Below are 18,790 nucleotides of genomic sequence, written 5' to 3'. Positions count from 1 at the left end.
GGTGTCCGTCCAAAGTGTCGGCTTTCGCACCATGGCGGTTTGACCTAGGTCAAGCTTTGGTACGCCGCGAAGTCGGTGGTGGGGAATAAAGGAAACTGAATTGTCCTGTAGAGCCTAGATGCCGCTAGTTCAGCTCAAAGCGTCTATGGATCACCACGCGCGAATCGCGGGTGCGAGCTGAGACCGCTTGATGCGTCGGCTTGTGGGCCCAAAGGCGACAAGAGCGGTCGGACCGGTTAAGCCCGCTCGCGGGCGTTGAGCGGACGTGAAGCGGGACGGGTAAGGAGGTCAGGGTTTTGACCCTGAGCGGACATCCGTTGATCTAAATCAACGGGAACGATGTAGTCCATCCATACAATGGGACGTGACCGTGCGGTTCCACGGAAAACGACCACGAGTTTTCAGGGTGATGTGGAAGCGCATCCGCGCCGTCTCATCGTTGGGTTGGTGGTGATTAAGCGAGCCGGTCAGTTCCAATCCAAGGGGTTCACCCATGGAAGAGCAGTCCAGATTGGCTGAGAGGATTCTCGATCAAGTCGCTGACGCTGTCATCTGTACCGATCACTCGGGAGCGATCATTCGCTGGAACCCAGCCTGCACCACGTTGTTTGGCTATTCGGCCGAGGAGACGCTTGGCCAAAGTGTCGAACTGATCATACCCGAGCATCTGCGAGCTGCACATTGGAGCGGCTTCGACACTGCGATGACAAAGGGCGTTACGAGGCTTGAGGGCCGCCCGACCCTCACCCGCGCTCTGCACAAGAGCGGACGAAGGCTGTACGTCGAGATGACCTTTGCGATTGTCAAAGGCGACAGCGAAATATTTGGCGCTGTCGCGATGGCACGCAATGTAACGGAGCGCGTTGAACGAGAGCGCGCTGAAAGTCGGTCATCTTGAGCACTTAGGCGGGTCGAGCGGCGCGCAATTCTGAACGCGTTGTGACATTTCCTAAGGAGATCAATCACGTGGCAGAGTCTAAAGGTCATAACGGCGCACTGTAAGGCCAAAGGCCTTTAACGGAGCGCCTAACGCCCGGCTCGAACGGAAGCGCGTCCGAAGCTCGAACGCTACGACCGTGGAGCGACACGATGATCCCGAGTAATGCTGGAGCTGCCACTGAACAGCCGACAAAAGCAACCCATGAGCGACATCATCGACAACCCGGCGCAGCACCGCTTTGAATTGCATCTCGACGGCCACATTGCCGCCGAATATTACCGACGCGATGGCAAGGTCATCACGCTTGAGCACACTGAGGTGCCGTCAGAGCTGGGCGGCAGGGGGATCGGCTCGAGGCTCGCCAAGGGGGTGCTCGATCAGCTCCGCAGCGAGGAAATGAAGGTCATTCCTGCCTGCGATTTCGTGAGGAGCTGGATAGACAAGCACCCAGCCTATGCCGATCTGGTGCAGTCCTGACCCGGTGCTGTCAGCAGATGTTGTCGCTGTACCCCCTGGAAGCGGACATCCGATCTGCGCATTTATGAGTACACGCCCCGATACAGCCTTATTGCGCAGTGGCGTGGCCCTCGCCGCCGCTGTAGAACGTTGTGGGGCAATTCAATGGGGTCCGGGGGGACGATGCGTCTGCCGATGCATCTGAAGACGATTTCGATTGCGCTCGCGGTCGTCATCGTCTCGTTTGCGGCGAGCTTGAAGGTGATGGACTTCGTCGCGCCGCGCGCCACGAACAAGCCGCCCGCGCTCGCCGAATTGCCGCCGCTGCCGCCGGCGCCGCGCGCATCCACCGTGATGGCGCCGATTACGGTCACGCTGTCGGCGATCCGCGATGCCGCCGATCGCGGCGCACCGCGATCCTTCGCCGGCAAGGCCGACAATCCGATCTCGCAGATCCTGCAGAATGCCGATATCGGCTGGACCGCCTCGCGCGGGCCGATCAGCACGACCGGTGCCCAGGACGTGCTGACGCTGGCGACGCCGCTGACGGGCACACTGAACGTAACCGGCTCGCTATCGGCGAAGGCGACGGGTGCGGTCGGCGACGCACTCGGCGGCCTGCTCGGCGGCAACGTGGCGAAACAAATCGGCAGCGTGAACATCAAGAACCTCAACGCCAGCGCCGAGATCAAGGGCAACGTCGTCATATCAGCGCGGCCGAAGATCGCCGCAAACTGGCGCATCGAGCCCAACCTCACAGCGCAGGTCAATCTCAACGACTCGAGCCTCAGCGTGGCCGGCGCGCGCGTCAACGTGCCCGCGCAGGTGAAGCCGTTGATCGACAAGAACGTCGCCGAGCAGATCGCACTGGTGCAGGCGCGAATGCGCAACGACCCGGCCTTCGAACAGAACGCGCGGGCGCAATGGGCCAAGGCCTGCCGTTCGATCCCGCTGCAGGGCACGACCGCCGGCTCGACGATGCCGACGTTGTGGCTGGAATTGCGTCCCATACGGGCGATTGCCGCGCAGCCGCGCGTTGATGCTTCGAACCTCACGCTGATGCTCGGCATCGAGGCGGAGACCCGCATCACGCCGGCCGAGACCAAGCCGTCCTGCCCGTTCCCCGCCACGATCGCCATCGTGCCGCCGACGCCGGGACGGGTCGCGATCGGCGTTCCCATCGACATGCCCTTTACCGAGATCAACAGAATCGTGGAAGCACAGTTCGCCGGAAAGACTTTTCCGGAAGATGGTTCCGGCTCGGTCGGCGTCACCGTCAAGCGCGCCAGCGTCGCGGCGTCGGGCAACCGACTGCTGATTTCGCTGCTGGTGAGCGCCAAGGAAAAAGCGAGCTTCTTAGGGCTGGGCGGCGAGGCCAACGTGCATATCTGGGGCAGGCCGGTGCTCGATCAGGCCGAGCAGACGCTGCGGCTGACCGACATCGAACTCGCCGTCGAGTCGGAGGCCGCCTTCGGGCTGTTGGGCGCGGCGGCGCGCGCGGCCATCCCGCATCTGCAGAAGACGCTGGCGGACAAGGCAACCGTCGACCTCAAGCCGTTCGCCGCCAACGCCCAGAAAAAGATTGCGGCCGTGATCGCCGATTTCCAGAAGAACGAGGAAGGCCTGCGGATCTCGGCCGAGATCAGCAAGCTGCGGCTCGCCGACATCGCCTTCGATTCCAAAACGCTGCGCGTGATCGCGGAAGCCGAAGGCGCGATCAACGTCCATGTAAGCGCACTGCCCGCGCTGTAGCAGCCGAAGATTCGTAGGGTGGGCAATGCGAAGCGTGCCCACCCTTCGCGTTGCGATCCGTTGATGGAATGGTGGGCACGCTGCGCTTTGCCCACCCTACGCATGCCTCGCTTACGATCCCTCGAATTTGAACGAGACGTTCACCTTGGCGCGGTAGGCTTCGACCTTGCCACTGGCGTCCAGTTGCAGATCCAGCTTAACGACCTCGGCGACGCGCAGATCGCGCAGCGACGCTCCAGCGCGACCGACCGCGGCGGCAGCGGCCTTCTCCCAGGATTCGGTGCTGGTGCCGATCAGCTCGATTACCTTGTAGACGCTATCAGGCATGTCGTCCTCCGTTGCTGTCAGGCAGGACGCAGGCGCGCCCGCCGCGATACAACCTAACATCGGGAGCGGCGCGCTGATAGGATGCGCTGCACCAATACGAAAGGCTACGCGCCGGCGTGCGCCCATAAAGCACAATGGCCGGGCGGCAATGACGCCGTCCGGCCATGTATGAAAGTCGTTGTTGCGACCGATGCCTTACTCGGTCGAGTACTTGAACTCCGGCATCGCCTTCAGCTGATCCTTTGTCGCGCTCAGCATGGCGTGATCCGGATACCACGGATTCTTCTTGACCGCGGCAGGCGCCGTCGTCGCAGCACCGGTCGTCGTCGTGCTGGTCGAAGGCCTTGCGCCACCGGTCGCGGGCGCGCTCGAGGCACCGGTATAGGCAATCGGCTCATCGACGAACTTCACCTTGTCGAAGGCGACGGCAACCAGATGCTCGCCGACGCCAAGGAAGCCGCCGACGCCGATCACCACGGCTTTGATGTTGCCGCTCTTGTCGGCCAAGATATCGTTGATCGATCCGAGGCTTTCGTTGCTGTCGTTGTATACGTTCAGGCCGACCAGCTTCGAGGACCGCCAGCTGCCCTTGAACGACGAGGTATCGGACGCGACCGCAGGCGCGGCGGTGGTGGCCTGATCGGTGTTTGCAGACGAAGACGGATTCTGCGCGAACGCGACACTGGCCAGCAGCGCGGAACCCGCGAGGCCGGCAATGGCATATTTGGCTAACATATGGATTCTCCTCAGTTCAGAAACCCTGTGGGAAAACCCGTCACTTGAGCAAGCGTTCCACACATTTAGTCGGGAACACCGGAACGCAGACGCGCGATGATGAAACGCAGTGCGCAATCAGAAGCCGCCCCAGTATGGCGGCATGCCGTAATAGCGATGCAGCTCGGCTTCCTTCGCGCGATCGCCCCAGTCGAAATCCTTGTCCGCGTGGAATGACGGCGCGCGCTTCAGCTCTTCGTCGGCGATATCGAGTTCGTAGGCTTCAAATTTCGTGCGGTAGCGAAGCCGTCCCCACGGCAACGGAATCAGATTGGCCCCGATGCCGAGAAATCCGCCGAAACTCAGGATTGCATAGGATACTTTACCGGTCACCTTGTCGATCATCAGTCGTTCGATATGGCCGATCATGTCCCCGTTCGGCCGGCGCACCGCGGTTCCCTCGACGCGGTCGCTCGCGATCAACTGATGCGGCACGGTCATGACGTCGCTTGCCATTGGACCCTCCACACATCTTGCACCGAACAACGTGACAAGAGCCGCGCGGTTCCCACTGCCAAAAATGAGACAACCATCCTTCCCTTTCGGAAAAGAATGGTTGCTGGGTCGCTTTATCAGCCTCGCGCGAAACCGCGGGCCGCGGGCTAGCTTTGATAATCGATCAGCAATGCCGAGAAGGAAGCGCTGCTGCTCGTACTTGAACTGCCGGTTGCGCCGTAGCTCGTCGATGACGAAGCCGACAGCTGATCCTGCAGCGATTGCAGGAACTGCTTGAGAATGTCGTCGATCGACGTCGTGCTCGACAAAGAATCGTCGCTGGAGGACGCGCCATCGGCGGGCGGCGGGCCGCCCGGAGGGGGACCGCCGGCACCACCAGCTCCACCGGGGCCGTTGGCGAATGCCGCCTTGAAGATGCCCTGCAGTTCGGTGGCCTGATCGCTGGTCAGCTTGCCGCTGGAAACTTCGCCGGCGATCAGATCGTCGATCTTCGATTTGAGCCCGTCGGGCGACGGCCGCGTTCCGCTGGCCTGGTCGCTGGCGCGGCTGGCTTGCATGGCCGAATCGATATCGGTCAGCGCCGACGCCAGCGGGTCCTGGTCGGACGACTTGATGGCACCGGATTTTACTTCGGACAGCAACTCATCCTGCAACTTCTGGAGAGGCGACTGGCAGGTCCGGGCCGAGGCCGCCGAGATCGAGGTCATGATAGCTCCGCGCGTTCGTCAATGACGCTGGGACCGTAGGGTTAACGACGTTAACAAGGCCTTTCGTCCGCACCGGAGCTGTTGCCCGGTGTTGCCTCGCTCGCTCCGGAAACAATCGGAAACAAAAATCCTTCGCACGTGTGCCCGAATCACCGACAAAAGGTCGGTATGGCCCAGGCAATACCCAACATCCTCGTCGTTGAGGACGATCGCGAGACGCGGTCGCTGATCGCAAAATACCTGCGCAACAATGCCTGCAACGTCACGACTGCGGCCGACGGTCGCGAGATGGCCCGCGCCATGACCGACCGCCGGGTCGATCTTTTGATCCTCGACGTCATGCTGCCCGGCGAGGACGGCCTCACCCTCTGCCGCAAGATACGCGCGCAATCGCAGACCCCGATCATCATGCTGACCGCGCGCGGCGAGGACATCGATCGCATCCTCGGCCTGGAGATGGGCGCCGACGACTATCTGGCAAAACCGTTCAACCCGCGCGAATTGCTGGCCCGGATCAACGCGGTGCTGCGCCGGCAGGCCATAGCCTATACCGCCAGCGCCACCGCGGGCGCGACGGCGCTTGCGTTTGCGGGCTGGCGGATCGATTTCCGGCTGCGGGAGCTGCGCAATCCGGTGGGCGCACACGTGGCGATGACCAGCGCCGAGTTCGACCTGCTGCGAGCATTCTGCGAGCGGCCCGGCCGCGTGCTGTCGCGCGACAGCCTGCTCGACCTCACGCAGGGCCGCAACGCCGGCTCGTTCGAGCGCTCGATCGACGTGCTCGTCAGCCGCATCCGCCGCAAGATCGAACCCGATCCGCAAGCTGCCACCATGATCAAGACGGTGCGCTCCGGCGGCTACATCTTCACCCCGACAGTTGCCCCCATCAGCGTCGAGGCGATGACCGCCGCCGGCCACTGATCATGAAGGGCCTCCTGAACCTGCGCGGCATCAGCGGCCAGATCGCAGCCCTCGTCGTCGTCTCGATCGCAGCGCTTCATCTGATCATCACCGCGAGTTTCCTGCTGCACCGGCCCGACCAGCCGGAGCCGTCGTCCGACCGCGGCCACGGCCAGCTTGTCACAGCCGTGCAGTTGCTCGGCGCGGCGCCCGCGTTGGAACGGCCACGGCTGTCCGCCGACATCGCGCGCGCCTTTCCGCAGCTCGGCATCGAAATTTTGTCGCCGGGACAAATGCATTCGGCGGGCGAAGCCAGCGGATTCAACCCGCACGGCCTGCAGCGGCGCCTCGGTCATGATTATCGCATCTTCCAGCTTGCGGACGGCGCGAACCGCAAGCTCGGCATCGGCCTGCCTGACGGGATGATGATTTCGGCCAACCTCCTGCCGGACCGGCCGCGGCCGCCGTTTCTCGGCAGTCCCTGGATGATGACGCTGCTGTTTGCCGTCATCAGCGTCACGTTGCTCGGCCTGTGGGCGGCGCGGGCGTTGACCGCGCCGCTGTCGTCCTTCGCGAAGGCCGCCGAGAGTTTCAGCCTTGACGGCGGCGCAGCGCCGCTCCCCGAACGCGGGCCGGAGGAAATCCGTTTCGTCGCGCGCGCGCTTAACCGAATGAGAGAGCGCATCACCGGCCTGATCGACGACCGCACCAAGATGCTCGCCGCGATCAGCCACGATCTGCGCACGCCGATCACGCGAATGCGCCTTCGCTCCGAATTCATCGAGGACGAGACCCATCGCAACCGCATGCTCGGGGATCTCGACCAGATGCGCGCGATGCTGGAATCGGTGCTGTCGTTCCCGCGCAACGGCCGCAGGTTAGAGGCCATGACGCTGGCCGACGTCGCCAGCACGCTGCAGCTCATCACCGACCAGTTTGGCGACATGGGACGCAAGGTCGCCTATGACGGCCCCGCGCATGCCATGGCCACCGTGCGGCCCGACGATCTGCACCGCGCAGTCACCAATCTGGTGGAGAATGCCGTGCGGTTCGGCGCCGAAGCGGTGATCCGGCTTCGCGTCTCGGCGGATCAGCTCACCATCGACGTCGAAGACGACGGCCCCGGCATTTCGGATGCGCTGAAGCAGAATATGCTGGAGCCGTTCGTGCGCGGCGACGAGGCCCGCAACATGGACGAAGCGGCAGGCTTCGGCCTTGGGCTTTCGATCACCAATGCCATCGCAACCGCGCATGGCGGCACGCTGTCGCTGCACGACCGGCAGCCGCATGGACTGGTGGTTCGGATGCGATTGCCGGTTCGCCAGCAGAGCGAGCGCACGGCGGCCTAGATCATCGCGTCAGGCTGCGAGCGCGTCGGGATCGGCTTCCTCGTAGATCGCGATCGCCTCAAAGCGATAATCGCAGGCGCGGCAGAACCAGAGAAAGGACGTGCGGCCCGGACTGCTCTCGACCCAATCGGGTCTCGGGATCGGCTTGTTACACTGGGCACAGGGATTTCCGCGAGGCAGATAGCTGGAATCGAGTCGAGCCATGACGCATCTCCCTGGACTTCGGACGTCGTATTGACGCCTCGTTTTTTTAAATGGTCGTTGATTGGGACAGGTTTGCTGTCGAATGAATTGGTTTTGTCGCGGCGTCTTCATTACACCTTGACTGCGTCTTTTGCACGACATTCTTGCGCGTCCGCATGACGCACGCGTCAACAGACGCGATGCATTGCACGCACAACGTAAGCGTCACGTGCATGGTATCGTTAACGCGTGAGCCGCATACATTCCGCCGCGATGTCGTCGGCTTTTCGCCACATCCTCGCCCGGTAATGGAACTAACCGGAAGCAAGTCGTTGACGCGCCACTCGCCCAGAGATTGTTTTATGAAAAGTTTTCCGAAGTTCCCGTCGAAGTTGGCCTGGTTCGCCGCCGTGGCAGCGCTGGTAGTTTCATCCGATGCGATGGCGCAGAGCCGCGCGCAGTATGACAGCATGATCGCCAGCCACGCCGCCTCGAACAACGTGCCGGAAGCGCTGGTGCACCGGGTGATCGTGCGCGAGAGCAAATATCATCCTGGTCTCATCGGGCGCGGCGGCACCATCGGGCTGATGCAGATCAAGCTGCCGACCGCGCGCGGCCTCGGCTATACCGGCGACGCCGCCGGCCTGCGCGATCCCGATACCAATCTCGCCTGGGGCATCAAATATCTGGCCGGCGCCTACCGCGCCGCCAACGGCGATCACGGCCGCGCCATGCGTTATTATGCCAGCGGCTATTATTACGCTGCAAAGCGCCAGCGGCAGGAGCGGCCGATGGTGCCGGTGCTCGCGAGTGGCGGGGCGCCGAAAATCGTCGCTAGACCGGTCGGAACGGCGAGAATCCCCGCCGACGCGAACGCGCTCCAGACCGCCAAATAGATAAATTCGGTCCTGCGGGTGCCGCGCAGCCCGCAGCAAGGCCGCACTGCTGCGGTGCAGTTCCCGCAAAGCTGCGTTGACACGTCAGCCCAATTGCCTACATTAGCCCTGTTCCGAGGGGAGCTCCGACGAGGAGCTGAGATACCGCAAGCTTGGGCAATTCTACTTTCTCAAAGTAGAGGCGCAGGACCGCGGTGACCCTTTGAACCTGATCCGGGTCATGCCGGCGAAGGGACAGGGATGTACCAGAAGTCAGATCCGCGGGGGGATTCCCCCGTTTCCATCATCGGCGCGGGCATTGCCGGCGCATGGCAGGCGTTGCTGTTCGCACAGGCCGGCCATGCCGTCACGCTATATGAGCGCAGTGACGCCGATATGACGCTCGCCACCAGCCACTGGGCCGGCGGCATGCTGGCGCCCTGGTGCGAGGCCGAGACCTCGGAGCCCGTGATCGGCCGGCTCGGCATCCGCTCGCTCGATTTGTGGCGCGAGCTTTTTCCCAAAACCCCGTTCAACGGCTCGCTCGTCGTGGCGCATGCGCGCGACCGCGCCGATTTCGAACGTTTTGCAAAACTGACAACCGGCCACGTCAGGCTCGACGCGCAGGGGTTACGCGACCTCGAACCATCGCTGGAGGGCCGTTTCCGCGATGGCCTGTTCTATGCCGGCGAAGGCCATGTCGAGCCGCGAAAAGTGCTGCCCGAACTGCATGCCCGCATCGAAGCCGCCGGCGGCACCATCAAGTTCGATTGCGATGCTGATGCCGAGGACCTCGACGGCATCGTGATCGACTGCCGCGGCCTGTCCGCGCGCGACCGGCAGCCGGAGCTGCGCGGCGTCAAGGGCGAGATGATCATCGTTGAGACATCGGAGGTCGAGCTGTCGCGCCCGGTGCGGCTGATCCATCCGCGCTGGCCGCTCTATGTGATCCCGCGCGGCGACAACAAATTCATGCTGGGCGCGACTTCGATCGAGGCCGAGGACACCGGCGTCAGCGTGCGCTCGGCGCTGGAGCTGCTGGGTGCGGCCTATGCCGTGCATCCGGCCTTCGCCGAAGCGCGCATCGTCGAGTTCGGCTCCGGGCTTCGCCCGGCCTACCCCGACAATCTGCCGCGGATCACGGCTCGCAAGAACAGGATCGCCGTGAACGGGCTCTATCGCCACGGTTTTCTGCTGGCCCCCGCGCTGGCCGAGCTGACGCTCGCCTACGTGCAGCGCGGCGCAATCGACAATGAGGTGATGCGATGCGTGTGACCGTCAACGGGGAACAGCGGGATATCACCTCTTCCCGCGTCGACGCGCTGCTCAGCGAGCTCGAATACGAGGGCACGCATTTCGCGATCGCCGTGAATTACGACGTGCTGCCGAAAAGCCGCTGGGCCGAGACTGCGTTGAAGGCCGGCGACGAGATCGAGATCATCACGCCGCGGCAGGGAGGGTGAAGGGGATGACGCTCACAGCACACACTCCGCTGTCATCGCCCGGCTTGACCGGGCGACCCAGTACGCCGCGGCTACTCGGTTCTATCGCAAGCTTCCCGGCGTACTGGATCCCCGCCTTCGCGGGGATGACGAGTGGTGGCGCGGGGATGACGAGCTGTGCGTGGGGCGACGAGAACGGGACACTGACACCATGCTGAACTTCTACGGCAAAACCTTCTCGTCCCGCCTCCTGATCGGCAGCGCGCTCTATCCCTCGCCGGCGATCATGCAGGACGCGATCCGAGCTTCCGGCGCTAACATCGTCACGGTGTCGCTGCGGCGCGAGGCTGCCGGCGGCAAGACCGGCGATGCGTTCTGGTCGCTGATCCGCGAGCTTGATGTGACGGTGTTGCCGAACACCGCCGGCTGCCGCAGCGTGCGCGAGGCGGTGACCACGGCAAAACTGGCGCGTGAATTGTTCGGCACGCCCTGGATCAAGCTCGAAGTGATCGCCGACAACGACACGCTGCAGCCCGACGTGGTCGGCCTGGTCGAAGCGGCCGGCATCCTGATCAAGGACGGCTTTGAAGTATTCCCCTACTGCACCGAAGACCTTTCGGTTGCGATGCGGCTGGTCGACGCCGGCTGCAAGGTCGTGATGCCATGGGCCGCGCCGATCGGAAGCGCAAGAGGCATCACCAACCGCGATGCGCTGAAACTGATGCGCGCACGTCTGCCTGACATCACGCTGGTGGTCGACGCCGGCCTCGGCGCGCCCTCGCATGCGGCCCACGCGCTCGAACTCGGCTACGACGCTGTGCTGCTCAACACGGCAATCGCCAAAGCGGCCGATCCCGTCGCAATGGCCAATGCGTTCCGCCTTGGCGTCGAAGCCGGCCGCACCGCTTATGAAGCAGGCCTGATGGAAGCCCGCGACTTCGCCTCGCCCTCAACCCCTGTGATCGGGACACCGTTCTGGCATGCCGTATCCTGATAAATTCTACCCCGTCGTTCACAACGTCGCCTGGGTGACGCGGCTGGCGCTGCTCGGCGCCGGCACCATCCAGTTGCGCGCCAAGGACCTCAATGACTCAGAGGCGCTGCAAATCGTGACCGACGCGCTGGAGGCCATCAAGGGCACCGACGCTAAACTCGTGGTCAACGATTACTGGCGCGCGGCCATCGTCGCCGGGGCAAAACACCTGCATCTCGGCCAGGAAGACCTCGCCGACGCCGATCTCGGCGAAATCCGCAAAGCCGGGCTGACGCTCGGCATCTCCACCCATGACGACGAGGAACTGGCGGTCGCCTTGCGCGCCAAGCCGGACTATATCGCGCTCGGCCCGATTTTTCCGACCACGCTGAAATCGATGCGTTTTGCGCCGCAGGGCATTCCCAAGATCACCGAGTGGAAGAAGCGCATCGGCGACATCCCGCTGGTCGCGATCGGCGGCATCAAGTTCGAACAGGCGGCCGAGATTTTTGCCGCCGGCGCCGACTCCATCGCCGTCGTCAGCGACGTCACCCAGAATGCTGACCCGGATGCGCGGGTGCGGCAGTGGCTGGGCCAGAGCGCGGAGGCCGCGTGATGAGTCCTCTTGCCATTCATTCCGCCGTCATCGCCCGGCTTGACCGGGCGATCCAGTACGCCGCGGCCTCTCCGCCCTCAGCGCGGCCTCTGGAATACTGGATCCCCGCCTTCGCGGGGATGACAGCGGTGGCCGTTTCTCGCTCAGCGATGCCAACGAATTAGAACAAGGAGGATAACATAATGAACATCCGCTCCAATCCCGACACCACCCTTCCCGCCGTCACCACCGGGCCGCTTCCCTCATCGCGAAAAATCTTCGCGACCCCCGATGCCGCACCCGACGTGCGCGTGCCCCTGCGCGAAATCATCCTCAGCGAAGGTGCCGGCGAGCCGAACCTGCCGGTGTACGACACCTCCGGCCCCTACACCGATCCGTCCGTGACCATCGACGTCAACGCCGGCCTGTCGCGCAACCGCCTCGCCTGGGTGAAGGAGCGCGGCGGCGTCGAGGAATATCAGGGCCGCGACATCAAGCCGGAAGACAACGGCAATGTCGGCGCCTCGCATGCCGCAAAGGCCTTCACCGCGCACCACAAGCCGCTGCGCGGCCTCGACGGCCACAAGATCACCCAGCTCGAATTCGCCCGCGCCGGCATAATCACCAAGGAGATGATCTACGTCGCCGAGCGCGAAAACCTCGGTCGCAAGCAGCAGCTCGAACGCGCGGAAGCCGCGCTTGCCGACGGCGAAAGCTTTGGCGCCGAAGTCCCCGCCTTCATCACGCCGGAGTTCGTCCGCTCCGAGATCGCGCGCGGACGCGCCATCATCCCCTGCAACATCAACCACGCCGAACTCGAGCCGATGATCATCGGCCGCAATTTCCTGACCAAGATCAACGCCAACATCGGCAACTCCGCCGTCACCTCTTCGGTGGAGGAGGAAGTCGACAAGATGGTGTGGGCGATCCGCTGGGGCGCCGACACCGTGATGGACCTCTCGACGGGCCGCAACATCCACACCACGCGGGAATGGATTCTGCGCAACGCGCCGATCCCGATCGGCACCGTGCCGATCTACCAGGCGCTGGAGAAGTGCGAAGGCGATCCGGTAAAACTGACCTGGGAGCTCTACAAGGACACGCTGATCGAGCAGTGCGAACAGGGCGTCGACTATTTTACGATCCACGCCGGCGTGCGCCTGCCCTACATCCACCTGACCGCCAACCGCGTCACCGGCATCGTGTCGCGCGGCGGCTCGATCATGGCGAAGTGGTGCCTGGCGCATCACAAGGAGAGCTTCCTCTATACGCATTTCGACGAGATCTGCGACCTCATGCGCAAGTATGACGTCTCGTTCTCGCTCGGCGACGGCCTGCGCCCCGGCTCGATCGCCGACGCCAACGACCGCGCCCAATTTGCGGAGCTCGAAACGCTCGGCGAATTGACAAAAATCGCGTGGGAAAAAGGCTGCCAGGTGATGATCGAAGGCCCCGGCCATGTGCCGATGCACAAGATCAAGATCAACATGGACAAGCAGCTCAAGGAGTGCGGCGAAGCCCCGTTCTATACGTTGGGCCCGCTGACCACCGACATCGCGCCGGGCTACGACCACATCACGTCAGGCATCGGTGCGGCCATGATCGGCTGGTTCGGCTGCGCCATGCTCTGCTACGTCACGCCGAAGGAGCATCTCGGCCTGCCCGATCGCAACGACGTCAAGGTCGGCGTCATCACCTACAAGATCGCCGCCCACGCCTCCGACCTCGCCAAGGGCCACCCCGCCGCGCAACTGCGCGACGACGCCCTCTCCCGCGCGAGGTTCGACTTCCGCTGGACCGACCAGTTCAACCTCGGCCTCGATCCGGACACCGCAAAAAGCTTCCACGACGAAACACTGCCGAAGGAAGCCCACAAGGTCGCGCACTTCTGCTCGATGTGCGGGCCGAAGTTCTGCTCGATGAAGATCACGCAGGACGTGCGGGATTACGCGGCGACGCTGAACGATCCGGCGAGTGTGGGGATGTCGGTGTCGGGCACCATTGAGGACGGGATGGCGGCGATGAGCCAGAAGTTCAAGGAAATGGGGAGCAGCGTATATCTGGATGCGGAGAAGGTGAAGGAGAGTAATCGGGTGTTGTGACGCCGCAGACGCACCAAGCTTAGTGGCACCAGGAAGGCCGGGCGAAAGTCCGGCCTTTTTCTATTGTTTGCGGCAATCAGCCATCGCTCGAAGAGCAAAGGCGGAAGCGCAATCCACTGCCTTCTCAACATAGTAGTTACATCTCGGTAACTTACCCTGCGAAGTATCTGACTTTGTTGGTCGCAAACCGCACTCAGTATCGATACTAAAGTGAGAAACAAGCCATTGAGAGGCGGACGGGACCGCACCTTTGAAATACAGATTGCACCATCTGATATTTTCTCTCCTTCTCGCCGGAACGTCGACCGCGCCGGCGCAGGAACAGCCGCGCATGGTCGGCGGATTGATCGCGCCTGCGGAAGTCGTGCTCTACATCCAGTCAGACTTGAAACGCACGGACTTCGTTCAACCGCTGGTTTGCGCGCTTCAGCGCGTGCTCACCGCCCCCGTCTCTGTGCAAACTCTAGACCTTCCGCTCGGATCCGAATTGCTCGCAACGCCCACGCAATTCGAAGTCACCAAGGTGGCAGACCGGTTCATCCAGCGAACAGCGGACGAAGGAAATGCGCCTTCCTTCAAGTATTTTCTTGTTCCGTTCGATATGAAAGTCGAGGCCTGGAATTGGCGCTATGCGTTTTCCACGAGCTTTGGCGACGAAACGACGTCCTACCACGTCGGCGTGGTTTCCACCGCGCGGATCGTCGCTGGCAATTGGTGGCTGCAATCTCCCTGGGACCACGAGATCACGGCGACACGCGCTTACAAGCTGATTCTCAAATCAATCGCGCAGATCACAGGCCATCGCGGCACGGGTGCCTGCGTTCTCGTAACTTCACTTAGCCTCGAGGAGTTGGATCGAAAATCATCCGAGTTTTGCCCGGATGACCGTGCCGCGCTTGTTGCCGCCGGCATCCTCAAGGAAAAAGAAGAGCAGAACGGCGCTGGCTGCATGACCGTTGCACGGCGATCGTTTCCGGCACTGGTTGTGACAGCACGTAGGGTGCTGGACGATTGGTGGGTTACGCTTCGCTGAAACATGCAAGCACTATTTTTGCTTGAACTTTCAATAGCATGGCGAACGGCCGTTCGGACCAAGCTAACGCCCCGCTAACTTCCCCGTTTCCTGGCTATATTCGGCCCATGCCGAAGCAACCGAAGAACGCAGATTCAGAAGCGCGTGCCGGATGGTGCGCAACGCGCCTCAACTGTTCTCAAAGGAATTTAGCCGGAAATTTTTCCGCGCGCGCATGGAGGCCGCAGAGGTCGACACGTTGGTCGCGCTCGCTCGCGAGGGCGACCATGATGCGCTGGAGATTCTCCGCAAGCATGCGGGCGGTGCCAGCCGTGCCCGCATGAATGTCCCTCGGTTCCTCCACGAATTCGTCTGGAATATTTTGTCGATGGGGCGCCCAAAGCGAAAAGCGGACCCAGCCCAAAGGATACGGAGCTGAAACATCAGACCATCGCGCTGATGGTGAAGATCGTGAGCACCGACTACGGCCTTCCAGTGTATCGCAACGCTGAGCATTGTGGCGCAAAGTCTGGCGAAGGGGCGAACTCGAAAAAAGCGCGCGTGAAGTTCATTCTCCGCGCGCTTGATCAGCCTTACGGCGATCCCGGCGGCCGTCGCGAGATCGTCGAGCCTCGAGATGCCCATGCAGCGTCTCAGTGTCAGCCGCTGGCAATCCCGATCCCGCCCGCGAATGCGACCGCATCGAGAGGCGAAGCGTCAGGCTGCGAAGTGAAGCGGCCATCGTCCCCCTGGGGCGGCGAGCCGCTACAACGATGGCAGGTGGCTTCTTCCGGCCTTAGCGGCGTTTACCAAGCCCCGGCAATCCGCCACTGACCATCCATCTGGGTCGTACGATCATAGTCCTGCGTCTGTACCTCCATTGTCCATTGGCCTCGTTTTCTTCTCGTCTCGTTAATTCAGTGCGTCGTTTAGGCGCGCGCTTATGTTCGTCGGCCGAAAATTTGGCGAACCCGGAAAGTCTTTTCGACTTCGTCTTCGGCTTCGACTTCGGTTTCGACGCCGGGTGCGTGCCCGTGACTACAGCAGCCCCTTTTGCTCGAAGCCGACCAAGGGCCTTCTCCGCCCCTTCCAATGTCCGGTAATAGCTGTGGCGCTTTGCGGTGAAGCGATCCTCCACCGCAAAGCCCGATCCAACATTGTAAATGTCCCAACACTTTCTCATTTGGTGCTCACAACAGCCGGTCTTCCTGTCGGCGGCGCAACAGGATATGTTTGCCAGAAGTTGACGCGAAAAAACAAAACATTGGCGAAAAATCGCAAGCGTTTGCGTCGCATCAGTTCCTATATCAGAGGATAATCGTGCAGTCTGCCTTGGCTGCGGGCCACTATTTTCCCCTAGCTGGCCGCGTCATTAGGGACAAGGCCACGTCCGCAACGAGATCGATGCGTCGCTGATCGTCTGCTTCACCGACCTTTGAGATCGAGACGGAAGATCAACTCGGAGGCGAACCGAACTGCCCGGTGCTGCGGGCGGTGGTTATCCCGATCGGTCAAGCGCTAGCTGCAGAACACGCCTTGGAATGCACCCGGCATCGAAGTGGTGCCGAGCTACGACTGAAGTCTATCGGCGGGGCGCAGCCTACGGGCTGCGTCCAACGATGCACTTCGCATCACCCCAACAGAGAGGAGTTCGCAATGAAAAAATTGATCGCTACTGCTTTCATGACAGCAATGCTATTTGCCCAACCGGCGGCGGCAGAATCCAGTGTCCAATCTGGTTGTCAGTTGATCGCTATGCTTACAAACAGAAACATTTCTGCTGAACCTGTTGATCCGGCAGAATGCGATAAGACCAGAGCATCAGCAGGTGGCAGCGCTAACACTTGCCTCATCGCTGCGTTAATCGCGTACAATCGCAGTCGCGGTCTAGCAGACCTAGACAGACCACCGATTCATATCAGGAGGCTGGCGGCTAAGGGTTGCATGATGATGGTTTTCGACAAGCCGGAATCTGCGGTCGAAGCCGCAATGAGAACGATGAAATGGGATGAGTAAATGCAGCGATCCCGGTGGCAATCCCGCCACCCGTCGGAAGGTACGCAAACATCCCGCCTAGAACTCGACCTCAATGTATTCAATCGCCAGCATTGACCGGAGCTTAAGCCATGAAACACGACAGGATCATGTGCCTCGACATCGAGACTGTCCCGGATCGCACGCTAGTTCAGATTGGGGGAAAAATGGAGAAAAATTTCTACCCAAGCCTATCTGGCATCGGATCGTTGCGATCTCCGTCGTGGAGGCGTATCGAGTACGACAAGGGACTTACCGTGAAGTACGCGGTTGATTGTTGCCGATCCGGTGGTGATGCAGATTGGGACGAGCAACTCCTCCTCTCGACGTTTTGGGAGTACTTTGCCGAACACTCGCCGCGGGTGATTACTTGGAATGGCAAAGGGTTCGACCTACCGGTGCTTCGCGCCCGCGCGATGATCTACGGCATCTCCGCGCATAGCTGGTACAAGTAGAGGGTGAACGGGATATGCGTCCGCACCTGGGCGAGTTCTTGGACCGCTGGCGCGCGACCTCCCGACCCACGCCCATGTTTGTGTTGTGCGACGAACGGGCCGCCGGTGGGGAGAACTGACGCTTCACAGATCTAGCGAATTTGCCGTAACCCGCATAGCCTCGACGATACGAAGGCGCGCATCGATCAACTTGCCGATGGCCTCGAGTCCCGGATCGCCCACACCGGCGAGCGCGTCACGCCCGGCGGCATAGTGCATCGCCGGCAAGGGATTGCGGAAGGGCGCAAACGCCAATGCAATCCGGCGCACAGAGGGCGAATCCAAGTCGTTGCTCTCCACAGTCTCCTGAGCCTGCTTCATGAGTTCGGACAGTTTGGCGGAGTCTCCTGCTGTATCCAGCACGCGTGGTAACGCGGCGCGGAGCCGGTTCGCGATTTCCCCCTGCACCTGCGCGAACAGGTCGCGAAACTTCGCGACCTTCCAGCGTGCGGGGCTCTTGAAATTGTCCAGTTCACGCCATCGCTGGGCGAGGCCCGCTTCCTCGAGCATGTCGAAAGGGTAGTCGTGATTTGCCAAGGGATTGAGGCCAGTCTGGGCCAGCGTCAGACCGGCGGTCGCGTCGGTGATGGCGGCGGTAGCCTCAAAACCCTTGATGATGATGTCATTGGCTTCTGCGAACTTCTCGGCGCGGTTTACACCGACCGACTCGAGCCCTAATTGCTTTGCTAGGCGCAGTTGGCTTTCGGACGGTTCGCGAAAGATCGTTCCCCACTGCTCAACAGGCACGGACGTCCAGCCCGCGTTAAACAGTTCGGAGTGCAGTTCGCTTGGCGACATCAGCAGGGTTTTGGACAGACCTTGGGCGACATCTGCGACGGTCAGCATGCGCTTGACCAGTGCCGAGCAGAAGGTCTCTCCGAGCGTGGCCGACATATCCGTGGCAAGCTTGCGGTCGATCTTGTGCAGTAGGATTTGCCGAAACGAATAGCTTTCGCCGAGAAACGCATAAAACGCCTCGAGGCCTTGGGCATAAATCCGCTTCTGGGCTTCCGTGTCGGCAGGCCGAGCCGCGCTTGACCGCATCACATAGCAAACCCGTGAGATGTCCTCAGGTCGAATGAGCTTGCGGAACTTGACGCCACCGGGCGTATCGCCGTCTTTGGGAATGGCCTCAAGCAGCAGACCGGGACCGAATACGATCGATGCATGCGTGATCGTCCGGTCCTTGCCTGGAAGACATTCCTGCGCCAGCACAATGGCGGCTGACATCCAGTCGTCGTCCGACTTGTCCGCGCACTCGAAGACAACGTCAAGGAATTGCATCGCCGCGCCCTCTTGATCTGATCGGTTGGCCGCCGGTGCGACGCCCGGCCACGACGAAAGCTAGTGCCGGCGGCACGATCTTCATCCGGTAATCGTAGCACCAAGGGGGCCACTCGGGTAGGTAGAAGCAAAGAG

22 protein-coding genes and 1 riboswitch are annotated in these 18,790 nt (G+C 61.9%); of the genes, 16 read left to right on the top strand and 6 right to left on the bottom strand.

Features of this window, described 5'->3' with window-relative positions; translation table 11 throughout:
- Positions 1 to 493: 493 nt before the first annotated feature.
- The 3 genes from ACVWVY_RS16495 to ACVWVY_RS16485 all read left to right on the top strand — a co-directional run bounded on the left by ACVWVY_RS16495 (position 494) and on the right by ACVWVY_RS16485 (position 3,148).
- On the top strand, positions 494 to 898 hold the full coding sequence (locus ACVWVY_RS16495) for a PAS domain S-box protein (RefSeq protein ID WP_456627358.1): 405 nt from the start codon (positions 494 to 496) through the stop codon (positions 896 to 898).
- A gap of 243 nt (positions 899 to 1,141) precedes the next feature.
- Positions 1,142 to 1,417 (top strand): GNAT family N-acetyltransferase, encoded by a 276-nt coding sequence (locus ACVWVY_RS16490; RefSeq protein ID WP_456627357.1) that lies wholly within the window; start codon positions 1,142 to 1,144, stop codon positions 1,415 to 1,417.
- Positions 1,418 to 1,579: 162 nt separating this feature from the next.
- On the top strand, positions 1,580 to 3,148 hold the full coding sequence (locus tag ACVWVY_RS16485) for a DUF4403 family protein (RefSeq protein ID WP_456627356.1): 1,569 nt from the start codon (positions 1,580 to 1,582) through the stop codon (positions 3,146 to 3,148).
- A gap of 111 nt (positions 3,149 to 3,259) precedes the next feature.
- On the opposite strand, the gene ACVWVY_RS16480 is transcribed toward ACVWVY_RS16485, so the two are convergent.
- The 4 genes from ACVWVY_RS16480 to ACVWVY_RS16465 form a co-directional block, all read right to left on the bottom strand.
- Positions 3,260 to 3,475 carry a dodecin family protein gene (locus ACVWVY_RS16480; protein WP_456627355.1) on the bottom strand — a complete coding sequence of 72 codons (216 nt, stop codon included), beginning with the start codon at positions 3,473 to 3,475 and terminating at the stop codon, positions 3,260 to 3,262.
- Positions 3,476 to 3,670: 195 nt separating this feature from the next.
- A complete protein-coding gene (locus tag ACVWVY_RS16475; RefSeq protein ID WP_456627354.1) occupies positions 3,671 to 4,210 on the bottom strand; it encodes a PRC-barrel domain-containing protein in 540 nt (179 codons plus the stop codon).
- Between the two features lie 117 nt (positions 4,211 to 4,327).
- Positions 4,328 to 4,705: a PRC-barrel domain-containing protein gene (locus ACVWVY_RS16470; protein WP_456627353.1), complete on the bottom strand. Its 378-nt coding sequence runs from the start codon at positions 4,703 to 4,705 to the stop codon at positions 4,328 to 4,330.
- Between the two features lie 146 nt (positions 4,706 to 4,851).
- Complete coding sequence (locus ACVWVY_RS16465; RefSeq protein WP_456627352.1) at positions 4,852 to 5,412, bottom strand: hypothetical protein; 561 nt, start codon at positions 5,410 to 5,412, stop codon at positions 4,852 to 4,854.
- A gap of 168 nt (positions 5,413 to 5,580) precedes the next feature.
- On the opposite strand from ACVWVY_RS16465, the gene ACVWVY_RS16460 reads away from it, so the two are divergent.
- Together ACVWVY_RS16460 and ACVWVY_RS16455 are read left to right on the top strand one after the other, a co-directional pair.
- A complete protein-coding gene (locus ACVWVY_RS16460) occupies positions 5,581 to 6,333 on the top strand; it encodes a response regulator (RefSeq protein ID WP_456627351.1) in 753 nt (250 codons plus the stop codon).
- A 2-nt stretch (positions 6,334 to 6,335) separates the two neighbouring features.
- The gene (locus ACVWVY_RS16455) at positions 6,336 to 7,661 is read left to right on the top strand and encodes an ATP-binding protein (RefSeq protein WP_456627350.1); all 1,326 of its coding nucleotides are present in this window, start codon (positions 6,336 to 6,338) and stop codon (positions 7,659 to 7,661) included.
- A 9-nt stretch (positions 7,662 to 7,670) separates the two neighbouring features.
- On the opposite strand, the gene ACVWVY_RS16450 is transcribed toward ACVWVY_RS16455, so the two are convergent.
- A complete protein-coding gene (locus tag ACVWVY_RS16450) occupies positions 7,671 to 7,865 on the bottom strand; it encodes a hypothetical protein (RefSeq protein ID WP_456627349.1) in 195 nt (64 codons plus the stop codon).
- 341 nt (positions 7,866 to 8,206) lie between these two features.
- Between ACVWVY_RS16450 and ACVWVY_RS16445 the strand changes: the two genes are divergently transcribed.
- From ACVWVY_RS16445 to ACVWVY_RS16395, 11 genes are all read left to right on the top strand, one after another.
- A complete protein-coding gene (locus ACVWVY_RS16445) occupies positions 8,207 to 8,740 on the top strand; it encodes a transglycosylase SLT domain-containing protein (protein WP_456627348.1) in 534 nt (177 codons plus the stop codon).
- 106 nt (positions 8,741 to 8,846) lie between these two features.
- A riboswitch (TPP riboswitch) is annotated at positions 8,847 to 8,993 on the top strand.
- Positions 8,981 to 9,994: an FAD-dependent oxidoreductase gene (locus ACVWVY_RS16440; RefSeq protein WP_456627347.1), complete on the top strand. Its 1,014-nt coding sequence runs from the start codon at positions 8,981 to 8,983 to the stop codon at positions 9,992 to 9,994. (Overlaps the previous riboswitch by 13 nt.)
- Positions 9,985 to 10,182 carry a sulfur carrier protein ThiS gene (gene thiS, locus ACVWVY_RS16435; protein WP_456627346.1) on the top strand — a complete coding sequence of 66 codons (198 nt, stop codon included), beginning with the start codon at positions 9,985 to 9,987 and terminating at the stop codon, positions 10,180 to 10,182. The genes ACVWVY_RS16440 and thiS overlap by 10 nt, the downstream gene beginning before the upstream one ends.
- A 190-nt stretch (positions 10,183 to 10,372) precedes the next feature.
- The gene (locus ACVWVY_RS16430) at positions 10,373 to 11,155 is read left to right on the top strand and encodes a thiazole synthase (protein ID WP_456627345.1); all 783 of its coding nucleotides are present in this window, start codon (positions 10,373 to 10,375) and stop codon (positions 11,153 to 11,155) included.
- Positions 11,142 to 11,750, top strand: a complete 609-nt coding sequence (locus tag ACVWVY_RS16425) for a thiamine phosphate synthase (protein WP_456627344.1) — start codon at positions 11,142 to 11,144, stop codon at positions 11,748 to 11,750. Before ACVWVY_RS16430 ends, ACVWVY_RS16425 begins: the two co-directional genes overlap by 14 nt.
- A gap of 182 nt (positions 11,751 to 11,932) precedes the next feature.
- Positions 11,933 to 13,831: a phosphomethylpyrimidine synthase ThiC gene (thiC, locus tag ACVWVY_RS16420; protein WP_456627343.1), complete on the top strand. Its 1,899-nt coding sequence runs from the start codon at positions 11,933 to 11,935 to the stop codon at positions 13,829 to 13,831.
- A gap of 331 nt (positions 13,832 to 14,162) precedes the next feature.
- Positions 14,163 to 14,864, top strand: a complete 702-nt coding sequence (locus tag ACVWVY_RS16415; RefSeq protein ID WP_456627342.1) for a hypothetical protein — start codon at positions 14,163 to 14,165, stop codon at positions 14,862 to 14,864.
- A 151-nt stretch (positions 14,865 to 15,015) separates the two neighbouring features.
- Positions 15,016 to 15,282 carry a hypothetical protein gene (locus ACVWVY_RS16410; protein WP_456627341.1) on the top strand — a complete coding sequence of 89 codons (267 nt, stop codon included), beginning with the start codon at positions 15,016 to 15,018 and terminating at the stop codon, positions 15,280 to 15,282.
- Between the two features lie 20 nt (positions 15,283 to 15,302).
- On the top strand, positions 15,303 to 15,677 hold the full coding sequence (locus ACVWVY_RS16405; protein WP_456627340.1) for a hypothetical protein: 375 nt from the start codon (positions 15,303 to 15,305) through the stop codon (positions 15,675 to 15,677).
- 822 nt (positions 15,678 to 16,499) lie between these two features.
- A complete protein-coding gene (locus ACVWVY_RS16400; RefSeq protein WP_456627339.1) occupies positions 16,500 to 16,859 on the top strand; it encodes a hypothetical protein in 360 nt (119 codons plus the stop codon).
- A 110-nt stretch (positions 16,860 to 16,969) separates the two neighbouring features.
- Positions 16,970 to 17,332 (top strand): 3'-5' exonuclease, encoded by a 363-nt coding sequence (locus tag ACVWVY_RS16395; protein ID WP_456627338.1) that lies wholly within the window; start codon positions 16,970 to 16,972, stop codon positions 17,330 to 17,332.
- A 123-nt stretch (positions 17,333 to 17,455) separates the two neighbouring features.
- Here the strand turns inward: ACVWVY_RS16395 and ACVWVY_RS16390 are convergent, their stop codons facing one another.
- Positions 17,456 to 18,655, bottom strand: coding sequence for a hypothetical protein (locus tag ACVWVY_RS16390; RefSeq protein ID WP_456627337.1), 1,200 nt, complete (start codon positions 18,653 to 18,655; stop codon positions 17,456 to 17,458).
- Positions 18,656 to 18,790 lie beyond the last annotated feature (135 nt).

The sequence above is a fragment of the Bradyrhizobium sp. URHC0002 genome (assembly GCF_054059515.1).
This window is presented reverse-complemented; position numbering and strand designations above follow the sequence as displayed.

Bases quoted from the DNA above. Each gene is read 5' to 3' on its own strand.
- ACVWVY_RS16495 (WP_456627358.1), top strand. From the start codon at position 494: ATGGAAGAGCAGTCCAGATTGGCTGAGAGGATTCTCGATCAAGTCGCT.
- ACVWVY_RS16490 (WP_456627357.1), top strand. From the start codon at position 1,142: ATGAGCGACATCATCGACAACCCGGCGCAGCACCGCTTTGAATTGCAT.
- ACVWVY_RS16485 (WP_456627356.1), top strand. From the start codon at position 1,580: ATGCGTCTGCCGATGCATCTGAAGACGATTTCGATTGCGCTCGCGGTC.
- ACVWVY_RS16480 (WP_456627355.1), bottom strand. From the start codon at position 3,475: ATGCCTGATAGCGTCTACAAGGTAATCGAGCTGATCGGCACCAGCACC.
- ACVWVY_RS16475 (WP_456627354.1), bottom strand. From the start codon at position 4,210: ATGTTAGCCAAATATGCCATTGCCGGCCTCGCGGGTTCCGCGCTGCTG.
- ACVWVY_RS16470 (WP_456627353.1), bottom strand. From the start codon at position 4,705: ATGGCAAGCGACGTCATGACCGTGCCGCATCAGTTGATCGCGAGCGAC.
- ACVWVY_RS16465 (WP_456627352.1), bottom strand. From the start codon at position 5,412: ATGACCTCGATCTCGGCGGCCTCGGCCCGGACCTGCCAGTCGCCTCTC.
- ACVWVY_RS16460 (WP_456627351.1), top strand. From the start codon at position 5,581: ATGGCCCAGGCAATACCCAACATCCTCGTCGTTGAGGACGATCGCGAG.
- ACVWVY_RS16455 (WP_456627350.1), top strand. From the start codon at position 6,336: ATGAAGGGCCTCCTGAACCTGCGCGGCATCAGCGGCCAGATCGCAGCC.
- ACVWVY_RS16450 (WP_456627349.1), bottom strand. From the start codon at position 7,865: ATGGCTCGACTCGATTCCAGCTATCTGCCTCGCGGAAATCCCTGTGCC.
- ACVWVY_RS16445 (WP_456627348.1), top strand. From the start codon at position 8,207: ATGAAAAGTTTTCCGAAGTTCCCGTCGAAGTTGGCCTGGTTCGCCGCC.
- ACVWVY_RS16440 (WP_456627347.1), top strand. From the start codon at position 8,981: ATGTACCAGAAGTCAGATCCGCGGGGGGATTCCCCCGTTTCCATCATC.
- thiS (WP_456627346.1), top strand. From the start codon at position 9,985: ATGCGTGTGACCGTCAACGGGGAACAGCGGGATATCACCTCTTCCCGC.
- ACVWVY_RS16430 (WP_456627345.1), top strand. From the start codon at position 10,373: ATGCTGAACTTCTACGGCAAAACCTTCTCGTCCCGCCTCCTGATCGGC.
- ACVWVY_RS16425 (WP_456627344.1), top strand. From the start codon at position 11,142: ATGCCGTATCCTGATAAATTCTACCCCGTCGTTCACAACGTCGCCTGG.
- thiC (WP_456627343.1), top strand. From the start codon at position 11,933: ATGAACATCCGCTCCAATCCCGACACCACCCTTCCCGCCGTCACCACC.
- ACVWVY_RS16415 (WP_456627342.1), top strand. From the start codon at position 14,163: ATGGTCGGCGGATTGATCGCGCCTGCGGAAGTCGTGCTCTACATCCAG.
- ACVWVY_RS16410 (WP_456627341.1), top strand. From the start codon at position 15,016: ATGGTGCGCAACGCGCCTCAACTGTTCTCAAAGGAATTTAGCCGGAAA.
- ACVWVY_RS16405 (WP_456627340.1), top strand. From the start codon at position 15,303: ATGGTGAAGATCGTGAGCACCGACTACGGCCTTCCAGTGTATCGCAAC.
- ACVWVY_RS16400 (WP_456627339.1), top strand. From the start codon at position 16,500: ATGAAAAAATTGATCGCTACTGCTTTCATGACAGCAATGCTATTTGCC.
- ACVWVY_RS16395 (WP_456627338.1), top strand. From the start codon at position 16,970: ATGAAACACGACAGGATCATGTGCCTCGACATCGAGACTGTCCCGGAT.
- ACVWVY_RS16390 (WP_456627337.1), bottom strand. From the start codon at position 18,655: ATGCAATTCCTTGACGTTGTCTTCGAGTGCGCGGACAAGTCGGACGAC.